16 protein-coding genes are annotated in these 18,001 nt (G+C 66.3%); 11 read left to right on the top strand and 5 right to left on the bottom strand.

Annotated features, from left to right (window positions below):
- Positions 1–8: 8 nt before the first annotated feature.
- A complete protein-coding gene (locus M3M55_RS05695) occupies positions 9–617 on the bottom strand; it encodes a hypothetical protein (protein WP_249011859.1) in 609 nt (202 codons plus the stop codon).
- On the bottom strand, positions 617–907 hold the full coding sequence (locus M3M55_RS05690; RefSeq protein ID WP_249011858.1) for a DUF6112 family protein: 291 nt from the start codon (positions 905–907) through the stop codon (positions 617–619). The genes M3M55_RS05695 and M3M55_RS05690 overlap by 1 nt, the downstream gene beginning before the upstream one ends.
- Before the next feature lie 460 nt (positions 908–1,367).
- On the opposite strand from M3M55_RS05690, the gene M3M55_RS05685 reads away from it, so the two are divergent.
- Positions 1,368–2,195, top strand: coding sequence for a hypothetical protein (locus M3M55_RS05685; protein ID WP_249011857.1), 828 nt, complete (start codon positions 1,368–1,370; stop codon positions 2,193–2,195).
- Positions 2,196–2,424: 229 nt separating this feature from the next.
- Here the strand turns inward: M3M55_RS05685 and M3M55_RS05680 are convergent, their stop codons facing one another.
- A complete protein-coding gene (locus tag M3M55_RS05680) occupies positions 2,425–2,640 on the bottom strand; it encodes a hypothetical protein (RefSeq protein ID WP_249011856.1) in 216 nt (71 codons plus the stop codon).
- A gap of 41 nt (positions 2,641–2,681) precedes the next feature.
- Positions 2,682–5,948: a MobF family relaxase gene (gene mobF / locus M3M55_RS05675; RefSeq protein WP_249011855.1), complete on the bottom strand. Its 3,267-nt coding sequence runs from the start codon at positions 5,946–5,948 to the stop codon at positions 2,682–2,684.
- A 135-nt stretch (positions 5,949–6,083) separates the two neighbouring features.
- Here mobF and M3M55_RS05670 point away from each other — a divergent pair, with 135 nt between their 5' ends.
- The 7 genes from M3M55_RS05670 (at position 6,084) to M3M55_RS05640 (ending at position 13,009) form a co-directional block, all read left to right on the top strand.
- Positions 6,084–6,446 (top strand): metalloregulator ArsR/SmtB family transcription factor, encoded by a 363-nt coding sequence (locus tag M3M55_RS05670; protein ID WP_249011854.1) that lies wholly within the window; start codon positions 6,084–6,086, stop codon positions 6,444–6,446.
- Entirely contained in the window at positions 6,443–7,168 is a 726-nt protein-coding gene (locus M3M55_RS05665) for a cation transporter (RefSeq protein ID WP_249011853.1), read from the top strand. The genes M3M55_RS05670 and M3M55_RS05665 overlap by 4 nt, the downstream gene beginning before the upstream one ends.
- On the top strand, positions 7,168–8,205 hold the full coding sequence (locus M3M55_RS05660; protein WP_249012449.1) for a cation diffusion facilitator family transporter: 1,038 nt from the start codon (positions 7,168–7,170) through the stop codon (positions 8,203–8,205). The genes M3M55_RS05665 and M3M55_RS05660 overlap by 1 nt, the downstream gene beginning before the upstream one ends.
- Complete coding sequence (locus tag M3M55_RS05655; protein WP_249011852.1) at positions 8,202–8,525, top strand: hypothetical protein; 324 nt, start codon at positions 8,202–8,204, stop codon at positions 8,523–8,525. The genes M3M55_RS05660 and M3M55_RS05655 overlap by 4 nt, the downstream gene beginning before the upstream one ends.
- A 122-nt stretch (positions 8,526–8,647) precedes the next feature.
- Positions 8,648–8,845 (top strand): hypothetical protein, encoded by a 198-nt coding sequence (locus M3M55_RS05650; protein ID WP_249011851.1) that lies wholly within the window; start codon positions 8,648–8,650, stop codon positions 8,843–8,845.
- A gap of 521 nt (positions 8,846–9,366) precedes the next feature.
- A complete protein-coding gene (locus M3M55_RS05645; RefSeq protein WP_249011850.1) occupies positions 9,367–10,914 on the top strand; it encodes a redoxin domain-containing protein in 1,548 nt (515 codons plus the stop codon).
- A gap of 358 nt (positions 10,915–11,272) precedes the next feature.
- Positions 11,273–13,009 carry a transposase gene (locus M3M55_RS05640; protein WP_249011064.1) on the top strand — a complete coding sequence of 579 codons (1,737 nt, stop codon included), beginning with the start codon at positions 11,273–11,275 and terminating at the stop codon, positions 13,007–13,009.
- Between the two features lie 440 nt (positions 13,010–13,449).
- Here M3M55_RS05640 and M3M55_RS05635 read toward each other — a convergent pair whose 3' ends face one another.
- The gene (locus M3M55_RS05635) at positions 13,450–14,904 is read right to left on the bottom strand and encodes an IS66 family transposase (protein ID WP_249011849.1); all 1,455 of its coding nucleotides are present in this window, start codon (positions 14,902–14,904) and stop codon (positions 13,450–13,452) included.
- A 137-nt stretch (positions 14,905–15,041) separates the two neighbouring features.
- On the opposite strand from M3M55_RS05635, the gene M3M55_RS05630 reads away from it, so the two are divergent.
- The 3 genes from M3M55_RS05630 (at position 15,042) to M3M55_RS05620 (ending at position 17,949) form a co-directional block, all read left to right on the top strand.
- The gene (locus M3M55_RS05630; RefSeq protein ID WP_256469042.1) at positions 15,042–16,172 is read left to right on the top strand and encodes an IS1380 family transposase; all 1,131 of its coding nucleotides are present in this window, start codon (positions 15,042–15,044) and stop codon (positions 16,170–16,172) included.
- Positions 16,064–17,356 carry an IS256 family transposase gene (locus tag M3M55_RS05625; protein WP_249011848.1) on the top strand — a complete coding sequence of 431 codons (1,293 nt, stop codon included), beginning with the start codon at positions 16,064–16,066 and terminating at the stop codon, positions 17,354–17,356. The genes M3M55_RS05630 and M3M55_RS05625 overlap by 109 nt, the downstream gene beginning before the upstream one ends.
- Before the next feature lie 62 nt (positions 17,357–17,418).
- Entirely contained in the window at positions 17,419–17,949 is a 531-nt protein-coding gene (locus tag M3M55_RS05620; RefSeq protein ID WP_249011847.1) for a transposase, read from the top strand.
- The last annotated feature ends 52 nt before the right edge of the window (positions 17,950–18,001 follow it).

Here is an 18,001-nt window from a genome sequence, read left to right as displayed (position 1 = left end):
CGACGCTGCTAGCGAACCGTCGCATCACCGACTCCTGGAAACTCCAACTGGCTGCGCAGCTGCGACAGCGACTCGTCTCCTGAGGAGGCAGCGCCGGCGATCGCGCTCACTCTCCAGCGTCCGTCGCGCCACACAAGCGAGACCCGCTCGATCGCCCACACCGCTTCACGAGTCGCGGTCGCGTAAATCCACTCCTCCAGCACGGTCACCTCAGCAGCGCTCGGGGAGTAGCTGATGGGGTCCGTGGCGATCGCGACCCGCCGGAGCGGCACGCCAGATGAGCGTTCGATCGCGATCACCGACGCCGCGTGACTATCCATCGCGGACGCCTCCGCCGGGGTGCCAACAAGCCGGGCGACAGACGCCGTTCGCTCGATGCTCAGTGAATCCATGGCCCGCTCCAGCTCAAGGAGGTAGTGCGCCGCGGCCGCCTCTGCTCCGGGCTCGCTGTCGGCGAACCCAACCGTCACGCCGTCGACCACCCGCCTCGGTCCGGACATGACCGGCCGAGCCTCCCGTGTGATCGTCGCTCGCGAGGCTGCAAAGCCGAGCCAGAACAGAGCCAGCGCGACGGCCATCAGCACAAGCCCCGAGCTGAGCGTGCGCTCGGCCAACATCAGCCGAGGTTGAAGGCGAAGTTCAACAGCGTCGCCGCTGCCCCGACCAAGAACGCGACGGCCAGGGACGTGACCATCCCGATCTTCCCCCCCACCGCCGTGTGCTCGTTACCGATCCGACCGCCGATCGCCCACGTCGCCGCACCCAATAAGAAACCGGCCGCTGCGGCCATCAGCGCATAGACCGCAAAGCCGTTGATCGCGTGCTGGATCCCGACCGCCCCAGGGACGTTGGGATCAGGAGCGACCTTGAACGTGTATCCGGCCGCCGCCAAAAACAGGGACTGCACAGCTCCTCCTTCGATCGCACTGCCGTTTGGGAAAAGCGATGCTAACACCTGTTTTGCAAAACATGTAAAACTTGCGTTCTATGTTTCATGCAAGAGGCCGGTCCTCCTTTCTGCGTCACGGGCGGATCTCGTGAAGCGATGGGTGCTGTTCTTCGGAGTGCCCGTCATCGGCGTGTTCTGCGGCGGTACCGCAATCGCAGTGGTCGCTGGGCTGGCAGCCGTCGGTAACTGCTCCTCATCGGCCGCGGCTGCCCCGTCCCCTGCGGCAGTCTCCGCGATCCCAGCCGACCTGCTCTCGATCTACGAGCAGGTCAGCGCCCGGTACGGGATCCCGTGGGAGGTGCTCGCGGGGATCGGCCAAGAGGAATGCGACCAGGGCCGAAACCCCTCCCCCGCCTGCACCATCCAGCCCGGTTCCCAAGGTCCGGGCACCGCCAACTCTGCGGGTGCGTCCGGGCTCATGCAGATCGGAGTCGGCGGCGCGTCCGGCGACGCCTACGACCAACTACGTGGAGACCTGCCCGACCCGTCGCTCGGCCCCCATGACCCGACCACCAGCATCGAGCTGGCAGCATTGGTGCTGATCAAGGACAAGGGCGCGCCGGCGAATCAGCCGATCAGCGCCTACCTCCCAGCCGTCACCGCCTACAACGGCACCGGTCCTGCCGCGGTCGCCTACGCAAACCGCGTCATCGCAGACGCCACGTCCTACGCCGGCGATGGCGTTTCAGCCGTCTCAGCCTGCGAGACATCAGACAACAACAGCACCCTGATCATTCCCGGTGACCAAGCGAAGATTCTGCCGGACGGAGAGGCCGAAGCCCCCGCCAACGCGCCACCCGTGGTCCAAGAGATGATCGCTGCCGGCAACCGACTCATCCACTTCCCCTACAGCTGGGGCGGCGGCCACGGTGATCCCGCCCAGACCATGAGCCAAACCGACCCGAACCCGGCTCACTGGCCCGGAGATCAAGAGAACGGCGGGCCGGGCTACGACTGCTCCTCAGCCACCAGCTACGTCCTCTGGGGTGGCGGTTACCGGGATTCCTTGCTTGGCGGAAGCGTCTGGGATTCCACCGAACTGGAAAACGTCGGCCGACCCGGACCAGGGCATTGGGTCACCATCTACGCCAACGCCGGACACGCCTACATCGAGGTCGCTGGGATCTACCTCGACACGGCTGCCGGCGAGGGAAACTTACCCAACCCGCCGACTACCGGCCCCCGTTGGAGCCTGCGAGGCACAGGACCAGCTGGGTTTGTGGTCAGACATCCGCCGGGTCTTTAGTTGCGTCACAGCGTCGTTGACGACAGCCTGCGTGTACCGGATCAAAGCTTGCCTCGTGGGGTCACGCCGCGGATTCTGGCTCCGCGCCGAGCCGAGCAGACTTGGTCGTCGAACGACGACGAATGTCGTTGCCATCGAACTGTCGGCGACTAGGCCCGCTGAAGCCAGCCCTTTCGCCGCAAGAATTTACCGACTAAGCCTTATCGGCACTTCCTGTCCTGAGTTCCGGTCAGGTGCGAACCAGCACGACCGCCGAGTACTCGACATCGTTCGTCTCAGTGGCCGCGCCCCAAAGTCCTCCCGTCCGGCGTGAGCGGCGCGGGACCACCGAGTGCGACACGCTGATGATCTCCTCAGCGTCGTAGCCCACAAGGCAGTTGCTGAGCTCTTTCTCAAGCTTGTCGAGCGACGGCGCCGCCGCCCATATGACTCCCACGTCACCCATGAGAACAGGTTGGACCCGTTCCCGGACGGACCGCGTTCGCTTCACTCGATGCCCAACTCGACGTCACGGTGTCGTGGCCCGACGGCCCGGCCGAGTTGTCGCTGCGCCCGCTGGAGGCTGTCGTCAGCGCGCTGCCACTCCCGCTGCGCATCCCGGTCATGCGCGGACTTTGGCCCCAGCACTGACTTGTCGTCGATGACGTCGTGGTTGATGCGGAAGACCGTGACGTCACGGGCTGCTCGGTCCCACATGTCGCGTTCCGTCCGGGACTGCGGCCGATCACCGAGGGCATCGCGCAGCCACGCGGGATGCTGGTCCAACACGCGGCCGACGAGCTCATCCCTGATCTGCACGTAGTCCTTCTGCAGATCGGTCAGCGCAGTCTGTAGCCCGTCTCGTTCGGATATGACCTGAGAGGGATCCCCGAGTTCGAGTTCGAGATGAACGCGGCTGCCGCGGAGATCGTCGAGCTCCTGGTGATCCATCGCGATCGCCTTGGCGAGGAACTCGCGCTCCTGAGCGTGTCCGTCATGGCTTCGACCGAACTTTTGTGTCGGAGCGGGTACGGCCTCGATGCGGGTCTCGTGGTCAGCGAGGCGATCTGTGACCTCCCGGATCTGGACGTCAAGCTCGTCGAGCCTGCCTATTGAGCGGAGCGGCAGAACGGTGAGCGACATCTGCATATGGCCGATCTGATCACGGAGGTTGAGGAGGCGCTTGAAACTGACAGGCGGTTCAACGGCCTCGAGGCGAGCAGCGCCACGTTCCTGGGCGACGGGATGTCCGGCGGCCCGGCCGGCCACAAGCTTGCGGTCATCCTCCCGCCCGGACGGCGCGAGCTGAACCACAGCGAGGTCTTCGTCGTCGCGGACCAGCATCCGCCGCGCGACTGCCGCCAGCACGCTCGCTCGATCCCGTGCCCCAAGGCCGGGATCGGGCGCCACCTCGGCCCGGCCGTCGTAGTGGCGCTGCTCGTCAGCGATCAGCAGTTTCGTTTCGCCACGGGCACGGGACAGCGCGCTGTAGCTCCAACCGCGAGTCAAATCTGTTGGCGAGGCGACAACAATCGCCCGCTCGACGGTGCCGCCCTGCATCCCGTGGCCTGTAAGGCAGTAGGCGTGCTCCACGTGATCGGCGACGTAGGCGGCGGGCAGGTCGCGGTAGAGGCCGCCGTCGGTCTCCAACACGATGGCGTCAGATGCGACGCGGCGGACGGTGCCGCGAGTGCCGTTGTCGACGCCGACGCGCGCATCGTTGTCACGGCAGATGATCCGGTCACCGACGGCGACGGCGACCGGGCCAAACGCGTGCTCATCGCTCAGCTCCCCATTTGCAGTGCGGTGCGCCCGAGCGGCGACGTTAAGGTGATCTCGTGTCTCGTTGTCGCGGGAGATCATGACGGCGTCACGCGGACCGAGGTCGGCGATGGCGTCGACCCAAGCGCGGATGGCATGGTCACGCAGCTCGCTGGGGTCGAGGACGTTGACGCGCCCGGCAGTCTCGGCCCACGTCAGGAACCGCTCGGGCGCCCCGGCGTGAAGCGCGCCGAGCGCGCAGCGTTCCCCGGGGTCGCGCTGTCGCATCACCTCTGTGAGCCGGACCTCCCCGACGCGCTGCCCGACAGCCTTGAGCCAGCCGCCGGCGAGCACGGACGGCAGCTGGCCTGAGTCGCCGATCGCAATCACCTTCGCACCGGCCGTATCTGCGTGCTCAAGCAAGCGGGCGGTGATCCGGGTCGGGGCCATGCCTGCCTCGTCGATCACGATCACGGCGTTAGCCGGAATCGGTCGGGCGTTTTGCTCGATGTCGATCAGCGCCCTGTCGATCGTGCGCGCCGGGATGCCCGCCTCATCACTTAACTCCCGGGCGCCACGCCCGGTCGGTGCGAGACCGAGCACGTCATAGCCCGCCGACTCATAAGCCTGGCGGATCACCCCAGCGGTGTAGGTCTTGCCGGTGCCCGCCAGCGCCTCGACCACATCCACCCCGTTTCCCGAGGTCGCTACGGAGATGACCACGTCGCGCTGATCAGCCGTCAGCTGCCGATCAGCCCGCGAGACCATTTCATCTATGCGTGCCTTGTTGAGACTCGCGGTACCGGTCTTCGCGCGTCCTACCGCGGCGCGGATCAGCCGCTCCTCAGTGGCCACCAGATCGCTCGTGGTCATCTCACCGTGGAGGGTCGGCAAGACGTCAGCGCGGAGATTGAAGCCTTGGGCCAGCGAACGAACAGCAGGCACCCGCGCGCCTTGCTCTGCGGCGCCCGCGAACTGCTGAAGCACAGCCCGGTCATCAAACGTGTTGGCCCGCTCGGTGAGTCCGTGCTCGCCTGCCAAACGATCTTCGAGGCCTCCGTCTGACTCAGCATCGACGCTGCTGACCCCGGCGCGATCCTTACCTTGGCTCAGCAGCCGCCCTACAGCCTCGCGGTCCAGCCCGTGCTCCGCAGCCCTGGCTTGAACCTCCTCCCGCCAGGTGTGCGTGTCGACCCCGTATTGCTTCCGCTCTCTGGTGTCGACGGCCGCCGCCTCAGCCGACCGCTTGCTACGGAGCGAAAAGCCTCCCTCCTCAGCCGCTCTCTGCATCTCATGCCGCCGCTTCGAGAACTCCTCGAGCACGTCCTTTGGGATCGCCTGCAGCTCCGCCGCACCCTTCTTCACCGGGCCCCACTCCAGACCCAATCGCTCACTGACCTCGGCCCGGAGGTGGGCCTGATAGAGGTAGCCGGCGGTCTTGGCCGAGCGGTAGAGCGGGGTGCCGTTGAGCGCCGTGAAGCGACCGTCGGGCCCCTTGGCCATATTCGCGGCGACGACGTGAGTGTGAAGCTGGGGGTCCAGCGCACGCGACATCCGGTGCCGGTAGGCCGCGGCGATCAGGCCCTCAGCCAGGAACGTCTCCTGGCCGCCTGAACCGCGCCGGACCTCCACAGACGTGTCCTCGATCCACACCAGTGCCGCCCGCACGGAGGACTCATGAGCGGCAACCAGCTCGCAGGCAACGGGTTCGTCAGCGACAGCGAACAGGACGCTCACGCTCTTGGGCGCCGAGAAGGTCAGATCGAGCGCGGCGACCTTCGATGGGCGCCACCCCTGGAGCTTGGTCTGAAGATCCCGAGGGTCGGTCCCAGACAGCAGAGCATCGAACTGTGCGGCGTGCACGACACCATCCAGACCGAGCGCTTTGGCGCCGTGTCCGACCCACTCACCCGGTGCTTCGCCTCGCCCCGAGTAGTAGTCGTCATGCCCTTGGGCGACCTGCTGGTCGTAGTAGCGCTGCTGGCCGACGACGAGCTTCCCGATCGAGAGCATGCCCCGCATTATTGCATGTGCAAAACAAGACTTTACAAAAAGTGCAACTGTGTGCGAACCGGCGCGAAGCGACGGGAAGCAGCTTTGCCTGAGGCCGCTCAACCGATTTGTTCGCACAAGCGTTAGGATGTGAGGATGTCCGAGAGCGACACCTGCGAGCTGCTGTGTCTCGACCTGCCGCGCGCAGAGGCGCTGCGCCGTTCGCGCCCCGATCCGGCTGCGCTGGTGATTGCGGCCGAGCGCGCGAAAGCGTTGGGTGACCCGACGCGCCTGTCGGTTGCGTTGGCGTTGCGCGATGGCGGCGAGCTGTGCGTGTGCGATCTGGCGTGGGTGTGCGAGCGCTCTGACAAGCTGATCTCTCATCACGTGCGCCAGCTGCGTTCCGCGGGGCTGGTGCGTTCCCGCCGTGACGGCAAGATGGTGATGTACTCGCTGACCGAGGCCGGCACGACGCTGCTCGCAGCCGTTCACGAGCCGTTGACGGAGCTCAGCGCGTGAGCGAGGTTGAGCTGCCGACGCTCCCGATCCCGCCTTCCGCTACGTCGACGCTGAGGCGTGATGCGGGGTGGTTGCGCAGCGCCCGTCGGGCGCGGTGGTTGTCGTATTTCAGCCTCGTGTGGATGATGGCCGAGGGTGTCGTCGGCCTCGTCGCCGGCGCCGAGGCGCACTCCATCGGCGTGATCGCCTGGGCGATCGGTTCCGCTGTGGAGGCCGCCGCCGCGGTCATCGTGATCGTTCGTTTCACTGGACAGAACCGCTTCTCAGACACCGCCGAGCAACGCGCCCAGAAGTGGGTCGCTGGCAGCTTCTTCGTCCTGATCCCATACATCCTTTATGAGTCGGTGAGCAGGCTCATCGCCGGCAGCGACCCGCACCGCAATTGGCTGGCGGTCGGGCTGCTGGTGTCGAGCATCGTGCTGATGCCGACTTTGGGGTGGGCGAAGCTTCGCCTGGGCAGTCGTCTTGGCTCGGGCGCGACCGCGGGTGAGGGCACTCAAAACCTCCTCTGCGCGCTTCAGGGAGCGGTGGGACTCATCGGGCTGCTGCTAGGCAGCGCCGGGGTGGGGTTCCTTGATCCGGTGGCTGCGCTGGTGATCGCCGGGATTGCTGCGAAGGAAGGCGCTGAGCTGTGGCACGGCGATGATTGTTCGTGCCACTCCATGCCCGGACTCGAAACACCGCGTGCGGGCTGCGGCGATGAGGGCTCTGCGTGCTGCTGATGGCCCACGATCACGATCACGCTGCACGCGAGCACGACGGACATGGCCACGGCGGGCACTCTCACGGTGTCTCAGCCGATGCCGACCGCGGCAAGCTGGCAATTGCGCTCGGACTAATCGTCGGCTTCATGCTCTTCGAGGTCGTCGTCGGCGCGGTTGTGCACTCACTGGCGCTGCTCTCAGATGCCGCGCACATGCTCACCGACGCCGGCGCGATCGCTCTCTCGCTCGTGGCTATCCGACTGGCCGCCAGGCCGGCGAGGGGCGCGATGACGTTCGGCCTCAAGCGCACCGAGATTCTCTCCGCCCAGTTCAACGGCGCGACCCTCCTCATCCTCGGGCTGCTGATCATCTACGAAGGCATCACCAGGCTTATCAACCCGCCGAACGTCGGCGGCAGCGCGGTGCTGATCGTGGCGCTGGTTGGAATCGTCGTGAACCTCGCCGCCAGCTACACGCTCTCGAAGGCCAACCGACAGTCGATGAACCTGCAGGGGGCTTTTCAACACATCCTCACCGACCTTGCAGCGTTCATCTTCACCGCTGTCGCCGGCGCCGTCATCCTCGCGACCGGCTTTCGGCGAGCTGACGGCATCGCCTCGCTGGTCATCGCCGCGATCATGCTTCACGCCGCCTACGGGCTACTGAAAGCCAGCGGCCGCGTGTTTCTCGAAGCGGCACCCGAAGGACTAGATCCCGACACCATCGGCCAACGCATGATCGCCCAGCCCGGAGTGCGGGAAGTGCACGACCTTCACGTGTGGGAGGTCACCTCGGGTTTCCCCGCCCTGTCCGCGCACGTCCTGGCAGCCGAACACGACGACTGTCACGAGGTCGCTCACGCACTCAAGCGCCTGCTGCACGAGGAGTTCCACATCGCCCACACCACCCTCCAGGTCGAACACGAGCACGCCGAGCTGCTTCGCATCGAGACGCCTGAGCAGCAAGAACGACCGATATCGGCCCCGCCCTCAACCCAGATCTCACGGGCGACCGAGAGCAGCCGACCGAGAATCCCGACCAGACGCGAGCGATGAGAGTCGAGGTCCTCTACTTCGACGGCTGCCCAAGCCACGAGACCCTGCTGCCACGCCTGCGCGACCTACTGGACCAAGCGGGCGTCGACGCACCGATCGAGCTCAAGCGGATCGACTCACTGCAGACCGCCGAAAGCGAGCAGTTCCTCGGATCTCCGTCGCTACGCATCAACGGACAAGACGTCGATACGACCGCCCGCTCACGCGCCGACTACGGTCTGAAATGCCGCCTGTACAGCACCGCCCGCGGGCTCCAAGGCGCCATTCCCGACGAGCTCATCAACTCCAGCATCAGAGCACATCAGGACACGACCGCCTGAGCGCCCCCGTGCCCCCACAGACGCAAAAGCAAGGTACCGCGCCGTACCGGCAGTTTTCCCTTCCTCTTCGCCGTGGCTGTCGGGCAAAGGTTGTCGTCCGGAGCGGTTAATTCAATTCAGGCATGCCGCAGAACTTCATCGCTTGTGACCGGGGGCAGACGATGTTGATGCCGCCGGATTTGACGGATTGGGTACCGGACGATCATGTGGTGTGGTCGATTCTCGGGGCGGTTGATCAGATGGACCTGAGGGCGTTCTACGGCTCATATCGCGCGAACGGGCAGGGCCGCGCGGCCTATGAGCCGTCGATGATGGCCTGAGCTCAACCGGTCGTCGCAACGCGGGTTGGTGGAGTGACTCTAGTTCGGCCGAGACGACGGCGGCGGCGGGGTTCCCGCCGCAGATGCCGCTCTCGTCAAGGCCGCAAGATACTTGGAACGGCGTACCTCCAGCGACAGAAGTGCGGCCACCACCAGCTTGAAAGCCCCGGGTCAAGGGATGGGGCCGACGAAATTACCGGGAGGACCAAACTGTCGACGTTCCGAGTGAACGCCACTTCGGAAACCCGTCCATGCGGAGGCCCGTACCGGTCGCTCGAACTGTCTGGATCACGCGAGAGGGGGCGTCCGTTTTCAGGGTTCGCTGCTCTCCGTGCGGGGTTTTCCGCCGCGAGCGGCAGTTGCTTTCCGGGACCCATGCTGCTGTCAAAGCTCGCCGAATCCGGTCCAGCTGCAGCTCGCCGAATCCGGTCCACGTGTTGAACCAGCCCGCCGAGTATGGTCCTATACATCCCATGAGACAGCGAGCGCCAGTAATTCCGCTCTTTCTGGGTCTTGTTGCCTTGATCCTGCTGGGCGTGTTCGGTCTGCGAACCCACCACGCGGCCTCGGCGGGAAGCCTGGCCAGCAATCCCAACCTGGACCCAGGCACGTCGCTAGCCAAGCCAGCGACGGACTTCACGCTGCGCGACCAGTTCGGCCGGCGAGTGTCGCTTGGCTCCTATCGGGGCCGGGTGGTGCTGCTGGCCTTCATCGACTCCACCTGCACGACGGTCTGCCCGCTGACGACCAGCGCGATGCGAGCTGCTCAGCAGCAGCTCGGTCGGGCGAGTTCCCGCGTTCAGCTGTTGGCGGTCAACGCCAATCCCGCGGCGACGAGCGTCAGTGCCGTGCGCGCCTACTCCAGCGCGCACGGCATGCTCGTCGATTGGCGGTTCCTGACCGGATCCCAAGCGCAGCTGCGTCGGGTGTGGCACGCCTACGGCATCGCGGCTGAGATCACGCGCGGCCAGATCGACCACACGCCCGCGCTATTTGCGATCGACCCGCGCGGGGTCGAGCGCAAGGTCTACCTGACCCAGATGAACTTCACTACAGTCGATCAGCTCGGGCACGTGCTGGCGCGTGAGGCCGCCAGCCTGCTCCCAGGGCACCCACGCCTGCGATCCAGCAAGTCGTACGCGCCGCTGCCGCTGATCACGCCCGGAATGCCGGTCACGCTCCGGCGCGCTGGCGGAGGTAGCGTTCGCCTTGGGCAGCAGGCGCCGCGGCTATCGCTGTTCTTCGCAACCTGGGTGGACCCGGCAGCGCAACTGGCGCGGCACCTGGAGGAGTTGGGCAGGTATCAGGCGCTGGCGGTCCGCCACCACCTGCCTTTACTAACCGCGATTGACGAGCGCACCGTCGAGGCATCCCCCGCCGCGCTCACGAGCTTCCTGCGTGCGCTGCCGCACCCCCTCTCCTATCCGGTCGCCGTCGACCCAACCGGTCAGATCGCGGATGGCTATGAAGTGCAGGACGAGCCCTGGCTAGAACTTACCTCCGCCACTGGACAAATCCTGTGGTATGACGACCCAGTCAACGCCGGCTGGCCGAGCGCGTCTGCCCTCGGGGCCGATGTGCGAGCCGCGTTGGCGCACGCACCCAAGACTCCGGCGGGAAGTCAGGCGCTGGCGGGCTCGCCGGCGCCGCTAGCGGCGCTGCACGCCCAGGCAGGGCAGCTGCTCGGCACTAGTGGGCTGCTGGCGCGCATACGCGGTCTGCGCGGCTATCCAATCGTTCTGAACGCGTGGGCGTCGTGGTGTACCCCCTGCCGCAAGGAGTTCGGGCTGTTTGCCTCCGCCTCGCGCCGGTACGGTCAGCGGGTCGCGTTCCTCGGCGCCAACACCGAGGACTCTCCCGGCGACGCCCGGGCGTTCCTTAGACAGCATCCCGTCAGCTACCCCAGCTACCAGGCCACCACGGCCGAGCTCGCACCGTTGGCCGCGATCGAGGGACTCCCGACGACGATCTTCATCGGCCCCTCCGGCAAGGTCCTGTACGTGCACACCGGCCAGTACGAGACCCAAGGCACCCTCGACCAGGACATCGCCACCAACGCGCTGAAATAGTCGTCGTTGGATTTGGCCAGAAAGCAAGGCTCGCCAGCGGATGGCTAGCGGCGGTTCCTCATGCGCCACCGTCGAATGACACCAACATGGGGCACTGAGGAGAGCCACTGCGATAGGTCGGCCCCATGCCAACGCCGCACCTCTAACAGCTTCTCGGATCCAACGGACGATGAACCTCGCCGATATGCCTTCTTCCTAGGAGTTTGGTGTTTTTCGGGCTTGGGACAGGGGGAGAGCTGAAGCTCTCCTGAAGGTTGTCTCCGACGAAGACGGCCGCTGCGCGGCCTCCTGCTGTGCCTGAGAACTGGGTCGTTGGGCGGCCTTGGGTCTGTCCGAGCCTCAAGTCAAACTTGAGGGTATGAGTCTTGGTGTTTCTCCTCGCCAGCCGGACCTGTTCGCGACGACCACCAGCTTCTGTGAGAGCCGGATCGCGGCGGACTCGATCTACGGGCTGTTGCACCGTGAGTGCTTTGAGCTGTTCCCGGATGAGATGTTCGCGGACCTGTTCACCAAGGTTGGGCGCAGGTCGGTGCCGCCGATGATCGTCGCGGTCGTGATGGTCCTCCAGCGACTGGAGGGCTGTTCAGATCGTGAAGCGGTTGACCGGTTCGCTTATGACTTGCGGTGGAAGTACGCGGCGGGCGGCCTGGATTTCGACTATCCGGGGTTCGTGCACACGGTGCTGGTCGATATGCGCGCCAGGCTCGCAGCGTCTGAGAAGCCGGATCGGGTGTTCGAGGTCACGCTCGCTGCGGCGAAGCAGGCGGGGTTGGTCGGGCGCCGGCGGGTGTTGGACTCAACCGCTCTGTTTGATGCGGTCGCGACGATGGACACCGTCACTTTGATCCGCTCCGCGATCCGCGGAGTGCTCGCAGCCGCCGATCCGTCGTTGGAGGCCGGGTTGCGGGCGGTGCTGACGCGTGATGATGAGTACCGGTCTGCCGGCAAGCCGGTGTGTGATTGGGACGATCGCTCGGCACGCGAGGAACTCGTCGACGCGCTCGCCCGGGACGCGCGGGCGTTGCTGGCTGTGTTGGACGGACTGGAGCTTGAGCCGGTCTTGGAGAAGGCTGGTGAGTTGCTCGCGACGGTCGTTGGCCAGGACCTCGAGACCGATCAGGACGGCCGGTTCCGGATCGCCCGCAAGGTAGCGAAAGACCGGGTGATCTCAACGGTCGATCCGGACGCCCGGCATGGGCACAAGACCGCCGCGCGCGGGTTTGACGGTTACAAAGGCCATGTCGCGATCGACCCCGACTCAGAAGTAATCGTCGCTACGCACGTGAGCGCCGGGAACGTTGGAGACGCTTCGGCGGTCGCTGACCTACTCGCCCAAGACCTCCCCGCCGAGACCGCCGAGACCGCCGAGACTGCCGAGACCGCCGAGACCGCCGAGACCGCCGAGACCGCCGAGACCGCCGAGACCGCCGAGACCGCCGAGACCGCCGAGACCGCCGAGACCGCCGAGACCGCCGAGACCGCCGAGACCGCCGAGACCGCCGAGACCGCCGAGACCGCCGAGATGGTCGAGCCGTTGACTGTCTATGGCGACAGTGCTTATGGGACCGGCGCGGTGCTGGACACGCTGGAGCAGGCCGGCGTCCAGACGTTCTGCAAGACCCAGCCGCCCAGAGCGCCTGGCGGCCGGTTCCCGAAGACCGTGTTCCAGGTCGATCTGGACGCCGGCACGGTCACCTGCCCGGCCGATCACACCGTCGTCCTGCGGAAGCTCAAGAGCGGGCAAGTCGCCCGGTTCGGGAAGTTCTGTGCCGGCTGTCCGCTCGCCGCCCAGTGCACTGCCAGCCGGAAAGGACGCAGCATCCACCTCGGCCACCACGAACACCAACTCGCCGCCGCTCGCGCCCAGCAAACCGATCCGGCGTGGCGGGCTGATTACAGGCAGACCCGCCCGAAGGTCGAACGCAAGATCGCGCATCTGATGCGCCGCAAGCACGGCGGTCGTCGCGCCCGGGTGCGTGGCAGCACCAAGGTCGCCGCGGACTTCTCACTCCTCGCCGCCGCTGTGAACCTCGCCCGCCTCAGCGTGCTCGGACTTGACCGCCAACCCGGCGGATGGATACTCAGCACAACCTGAAACACGATCCGCAGACGCCCAGGACTGCCCAACCGGCCCAGGACGGCGCCTACGGCCAGTTAAAGCCGGCGTCCCGTCTCCGACGCGCAGCAAAAGGCCGCGCAGCGGCCGGCCTTCGTCAGAGACAACATCAGGGAGAGCTCCGCTCTCCCTCCTTCAAAAGCCCAGTTCGACACCAGCCTTCTAGCGCGACCCGACACGGGCAGATGATGTCGTTACCGGACGTGGGCGCACGAAAGCTGGTGCTCGGCCACGCCAGGGCAGATCGCGGCGTCGGGCGGATGCATGGGCGGTCCATAAGGCGGGAGGGGCATGATGAATCCGCCCGAGGCGGCGATCCGCTTCTGCATCCTCGGCTAATCCTCGATTCACCGTTCGCTGGGACGGAGTCGTCCGGAGCTGAGATTTAAATGAGTAACTGTTCAGTCCGTGGGGCCAGCTCAGGCGAGCTGCGGGAATGGGTCGCCGCGGTTGTGAGCGGTGATTAGTTCGCTGAGGTAGGTGAACAGTGAGCGGTGTTGCAATCGGCAGGTGCCGGCGGCGGAGAGGGCGCGTTCGGCGAATCGTTCGCCGTTGTCGCTTTGGGTGCCGAGCGAGACTTTGCGGTGGATCACGGGTGCGCGCAAGGCTCGTTCGGCGGGGTTGTTCGTCGGCTCGACACCATCGATCAGGGTGAAGGTCCAGAGCGCGGGCCAGATCTTCAGCAGGTTGTTCGCGAACCCGCGGTGCCAGCGGTTGCGCGCCTTCTTCGCGCTGGCGTGCTCGAGTAGCTCTCGTAGTTGTTCCTGGATCGGCGCGATCTCGGCCTGCAGCCGGGCGCGGTCGTGATGGTCGTGCTGGTAGGCGCGCCACGCGGCGAACACCTGCTTGGTCAGGTGCCCGCCGTGCTCACCGAAGGTCTTCTGCTCCGCGAGCCCGTCGGCATGTTTGCGGAAGTCGCGCTGAAGATGTGACCAGCACGCCTGGCGCTGGTTGGGGTCCAGGTGGTTGTATCCGGGCCAACGGTCGGAGATCACGATCCCGTCATAGCCGCTGCCGATCAGCGCGTTGAACTGCTCGCGGTTGCAATGCTCGGCGATCTGCAAGAAGACCGCGTCCGGGATACTCGCGCCCCACAACGCGCGCCCGTCGCCGCTGGTCCGCCAACCGGTTTCATCGACATGCACCGCGCCCTGATCCAGCACAAAGTCCTGGAGTTGCAGGTACGGGCCCGCCAAGGCCTCAGACGCGCGTTGGCAGATCGCGTCCGCGGCGCCCTTGGAGAGCGTGACCCCGAACAGATCACAAGCGATCTCCGTGATCCCCCGCCGCGAGATCCGGTAGGCGGCGGTCAACGTCACCAACGCCGCCTGCAACCGCAGCCCGAACGGCGAGCCAGCGATCTCCGGCACCTGTGCGCTGGTCCGCGCACGGCAGTGCCGGCAGCGCAACTGGTGGGTGCGATGCTCGGTCAAGAACACGCCGATCGGCGGCAGCTCAGCGACCTGATGGCGACCGAACCGGCCACCCGGCCGCTGCTGCGCAGCCGCGAACCCGGCGCCGCACGCGCCGCACGCATCCGGGTAGTGATCAACGATCTCATCCATCTGATCAGACGGCTTGTGCTCACGACCAGCACCACGATGCCCCGGCTGCCCGCCAGCCCTGCGCCGCTCACCCTCTCGCCGCGCGAGCTCCTTCGCTTTCTCCCGCGCCTCCGCCCGCCGCTGCTGCCGTGACTTCGGGGAATCCTGCGACGGCGGTCTGGAACTCGTCCGCGAGTCCTGACGCGTCTGCTCCTCCAGCCGCCTCAGACGTTCCTCATGCTGAGCAAAGCGGCCCACGAGATCGAGAATGAACTCAACACACACCTCACGCCCCGAGTCAAAGATCGCCTCCGCCTCAGCCCGCTCCATAACCGCAAGATTCGCTGCACCAAGCAGGAATCCCTGCCCATGGCCCCGACGACTGAACGGTTACTTAAATGACCTCCTGAGCAGGCAGAAAGCTGTCGTATGCGGCGACGGCGGGCCTGCAACAGGAGGTCACCCACATGGTGAAGGGTCTGCCGGACGCGACGCGGGTGCTGTTCGATGACGAGCGGGCGGTCGCGAACGCGGGGGTGATGCTGCCCGCGGTCCTTGCTGGGCGGCTCGGGATCGAGGCGCTGGTCGAGGAGATGGTCGATCTCGGTGATCGCGCCGGGGCGGCGAACCCGGGACGGAAGGTCATGTCGCTGGTGTCCGCGATGGCACTCGGCGCTGATTGCATCGACGATTGTGACGTGTTGCGCTCCGGCGAGACCGAGGCGGTGCTCGGGCATGGAGTCGCGGCGCCGTCGACGCTCGGGACGTTCCTGCGGGCGTTCACCTTCGGGCACGTCCGTCAGCTCGACCGCGTGCTGGCCGAGTCACTCTCACGCGCATGGATGGCTGGTGCCGGACCGGGTGACGGTCAGCTGGTTGTGGACGTGGACTCGTTTGTCGGTGAGGTCTATGGCTATGACAAGCAGGGCGCCGGCTATGGGTACACGCACAAGCGCGGGTATCACCCGATCCTCGCGACCCGTGCCGGGACGGGCGAGGTGCTCCATATCCGCGCCCGGAAGGGATCGGCGAACACCTCGCGCGGCGCGCTGCGATTCGTTGAGGAGTTGATCCCGCGCGTGCAGCGGGCGGGCGCGAGCGGGCCGAAGCTGCTGCGCGCGGACTCGGGGTTCTGGAACCACAAGATCATGGACCGGCTCCAGGCCGCTGGCTGGAGCTACACGATCGGTGTGCGCCAGCAGAAGCACGTGAAAGCCGCGATCACGGCGATCCCGGAGCAGGACTGGCGGGAGCGTCACAAGGTCTGTGTAAGGCGTGATCGAAAGAGACGAGCATGCCTTCAACCAAGCAGAAGAAGATTGATTGTGAGCGAGCTGGTGTTGATCTGGGTGGCGCCGGGGGCGAGCCCCTGGGCGAGCCCTCGGCGCCTCGGCGGGAGGTGTTTGGGCGACGGCCGCGGTCGAGGATCAGCGATGAGCGGGTCGAGGAGGCCGTGGAGCAGTGGCGGCTGGATCGGATGGTCGCTGGCTTGGATGAGCAGCAGCGCTCAGAGTTGGTCGACGGGCTGTTGGAGTCGTTGGGCGACGAGCACGGTCAGCTGCCCGAGGCGGTCAGCGATCGGCTGGTGGACGGGCTGATCCGCGGCAAGCGCTCTGAGGGCGAGATCCTGGGATCGGACGGGGTGCTGGGCGAGCTGACGCGGCGGCTGATCGAGCGGGCGCTGGGCGAGGAGCTCTCAGAACATCTGGGCTACCCGGCCGGGCACGCGCCGGCGGGCGGGACGGGCAACAGTCGTAATGGCGGGACCCCGAAGACGGTGCTGACCGCCAACGGGCCGGTGGCGATCCAGACCCCGCGCGATCGCCAGGGGCGGTTTGAGCCGGAGCTGGTCAAAAAGGGTCAGCGGCGGCTGGCGGGGCTGGATGAGAAGATCATCGCCCTGTATGCCGGGGGGATGACCACCCGGGAGATCGAGACCTACATGGGCGATCTCTACGGGCCGGGGGTCAGCCGCGAGACCGTCAGCCGGGTGACCGCCGGCGTGCTCTCAGATGCCAAGGAGTGGCAGGCCCGGCCATTGGAGGCGATCTACCCGATCCTGTACTTGGACGCGTTGATCATCAAGATCCGCGACGGCAACGCGATCCGCAACTTCGCCTGCTATCTGGCGATCGGCGTCAACCTCGAGGGTGAGCGCGACGTGCTGGGCATGTGGTTTCAGCAAACCGAGGGCGCCAAGTTCTGGCTTCAGGTGTTGACCGACCTCAAAAGCCGCGGGGTCGGCGACGTGCTGGTCTGCTGCGTGGACGGCCTGACCGGCTTTGCGGAGGCGATCGAGGCCGTTTATCCCAAGGCGTGGGTGCAGACCTGCCTGGTGCACGCCGTCCGCGCCGCGCTGCGGTTTGTGCCCTACAAGGACCGCCGCGCGGTCGCCGGCGACCTCAAGCGCATCTATACCGCGCCTGACCGCGACGCCGCCTGGGACCAGCTGGAAGCGTTCGCCGAGCGCTGGGATCCCAAGTATCCGATGATCTCCGCGGCCTGGACGGAGAACTGGGAGCGGATCGTCCCGTTTTTGGCGTTTCCCCCGGACGTGCGCCGCGCGGTGTACACGACCAACACGATCGAGGCGCTCAACCGCCAGATCCGCAAGATCATCAAGACGCGCGGGAGCTTCCCCGACGAGGATTCGGCCCGCAAGCTGCTGTATCTCGCGATTACCCGCGCGCAGCGCAAATGGCGCCACACCTACAACTGGAGCACGGCGCTGGCCGCGTTTCGGATCCATTTCGGCGACCGCATCCCTGACACTGCAATCTGACACCCACACGTTGACAAATCAGGAGTAACTGTTAACCTATCCACAGCGCTTACACAGAAAGCGTGACGCCCTCGGACTGGCAGACCCTTCCGGACTACCCCGAGAGCGGAGAGGCGCAGATCGCACAGACGATGCTCGGCCGCCAAAGACTGATCGTCAGGCGCACCCGCCTGGTCGGCGCGCAGGCCGAGCTGTGGCCCGACTGGCGCCACCACGCGTTTCTCACCAACCGAACAGATCCGCTCGAACAGGTCGAGGCCGAGCACCGCCAGCATGCCGTGGTCGAGCTCGCGATCCGTGACCTCAAGGACCAAGCGCTCGCGCACTTCCCGTCCGGGAAGTTCCTCGCCAACGCCGCCTGGACCGTGATCGCCGCACTGGCGCACAACCTGCTCAGGTGGACCACGCTGATCGGACTCCCCGACACGATCGTCCCGACCGCCCGGACGCTGCGCCGCCGGCTGCTGAGCATCCCCGGACGGATCACCCGCACCGCGCGACGAGTGACACTCCGAATGCCCGCCCGCTGGCCATGGCAGGCACAGTTCCTCACCGCGCTGCAGCGACTACGGGCCGTGCCAGCGCTCACCTGACCCGCCGACACGGGCAACGACGACGATCGGCTCGGGACCCTCAGGTTCGGCC

Origin of the sequence: Conexibacter sp. DBS9H8 (genome assembly GCF_023330685.1) — a bacterium.
In the GTDB taxonomy this organism is placed as follows: Bacteria; Actinomycetota; Thermoleophilia; order Solirubrobacterales; family Solirubrobacteraceae; genus Palsa-465.
This window is presented reverse-complemented; position numbering and strand designations above follow the sequence as displayed.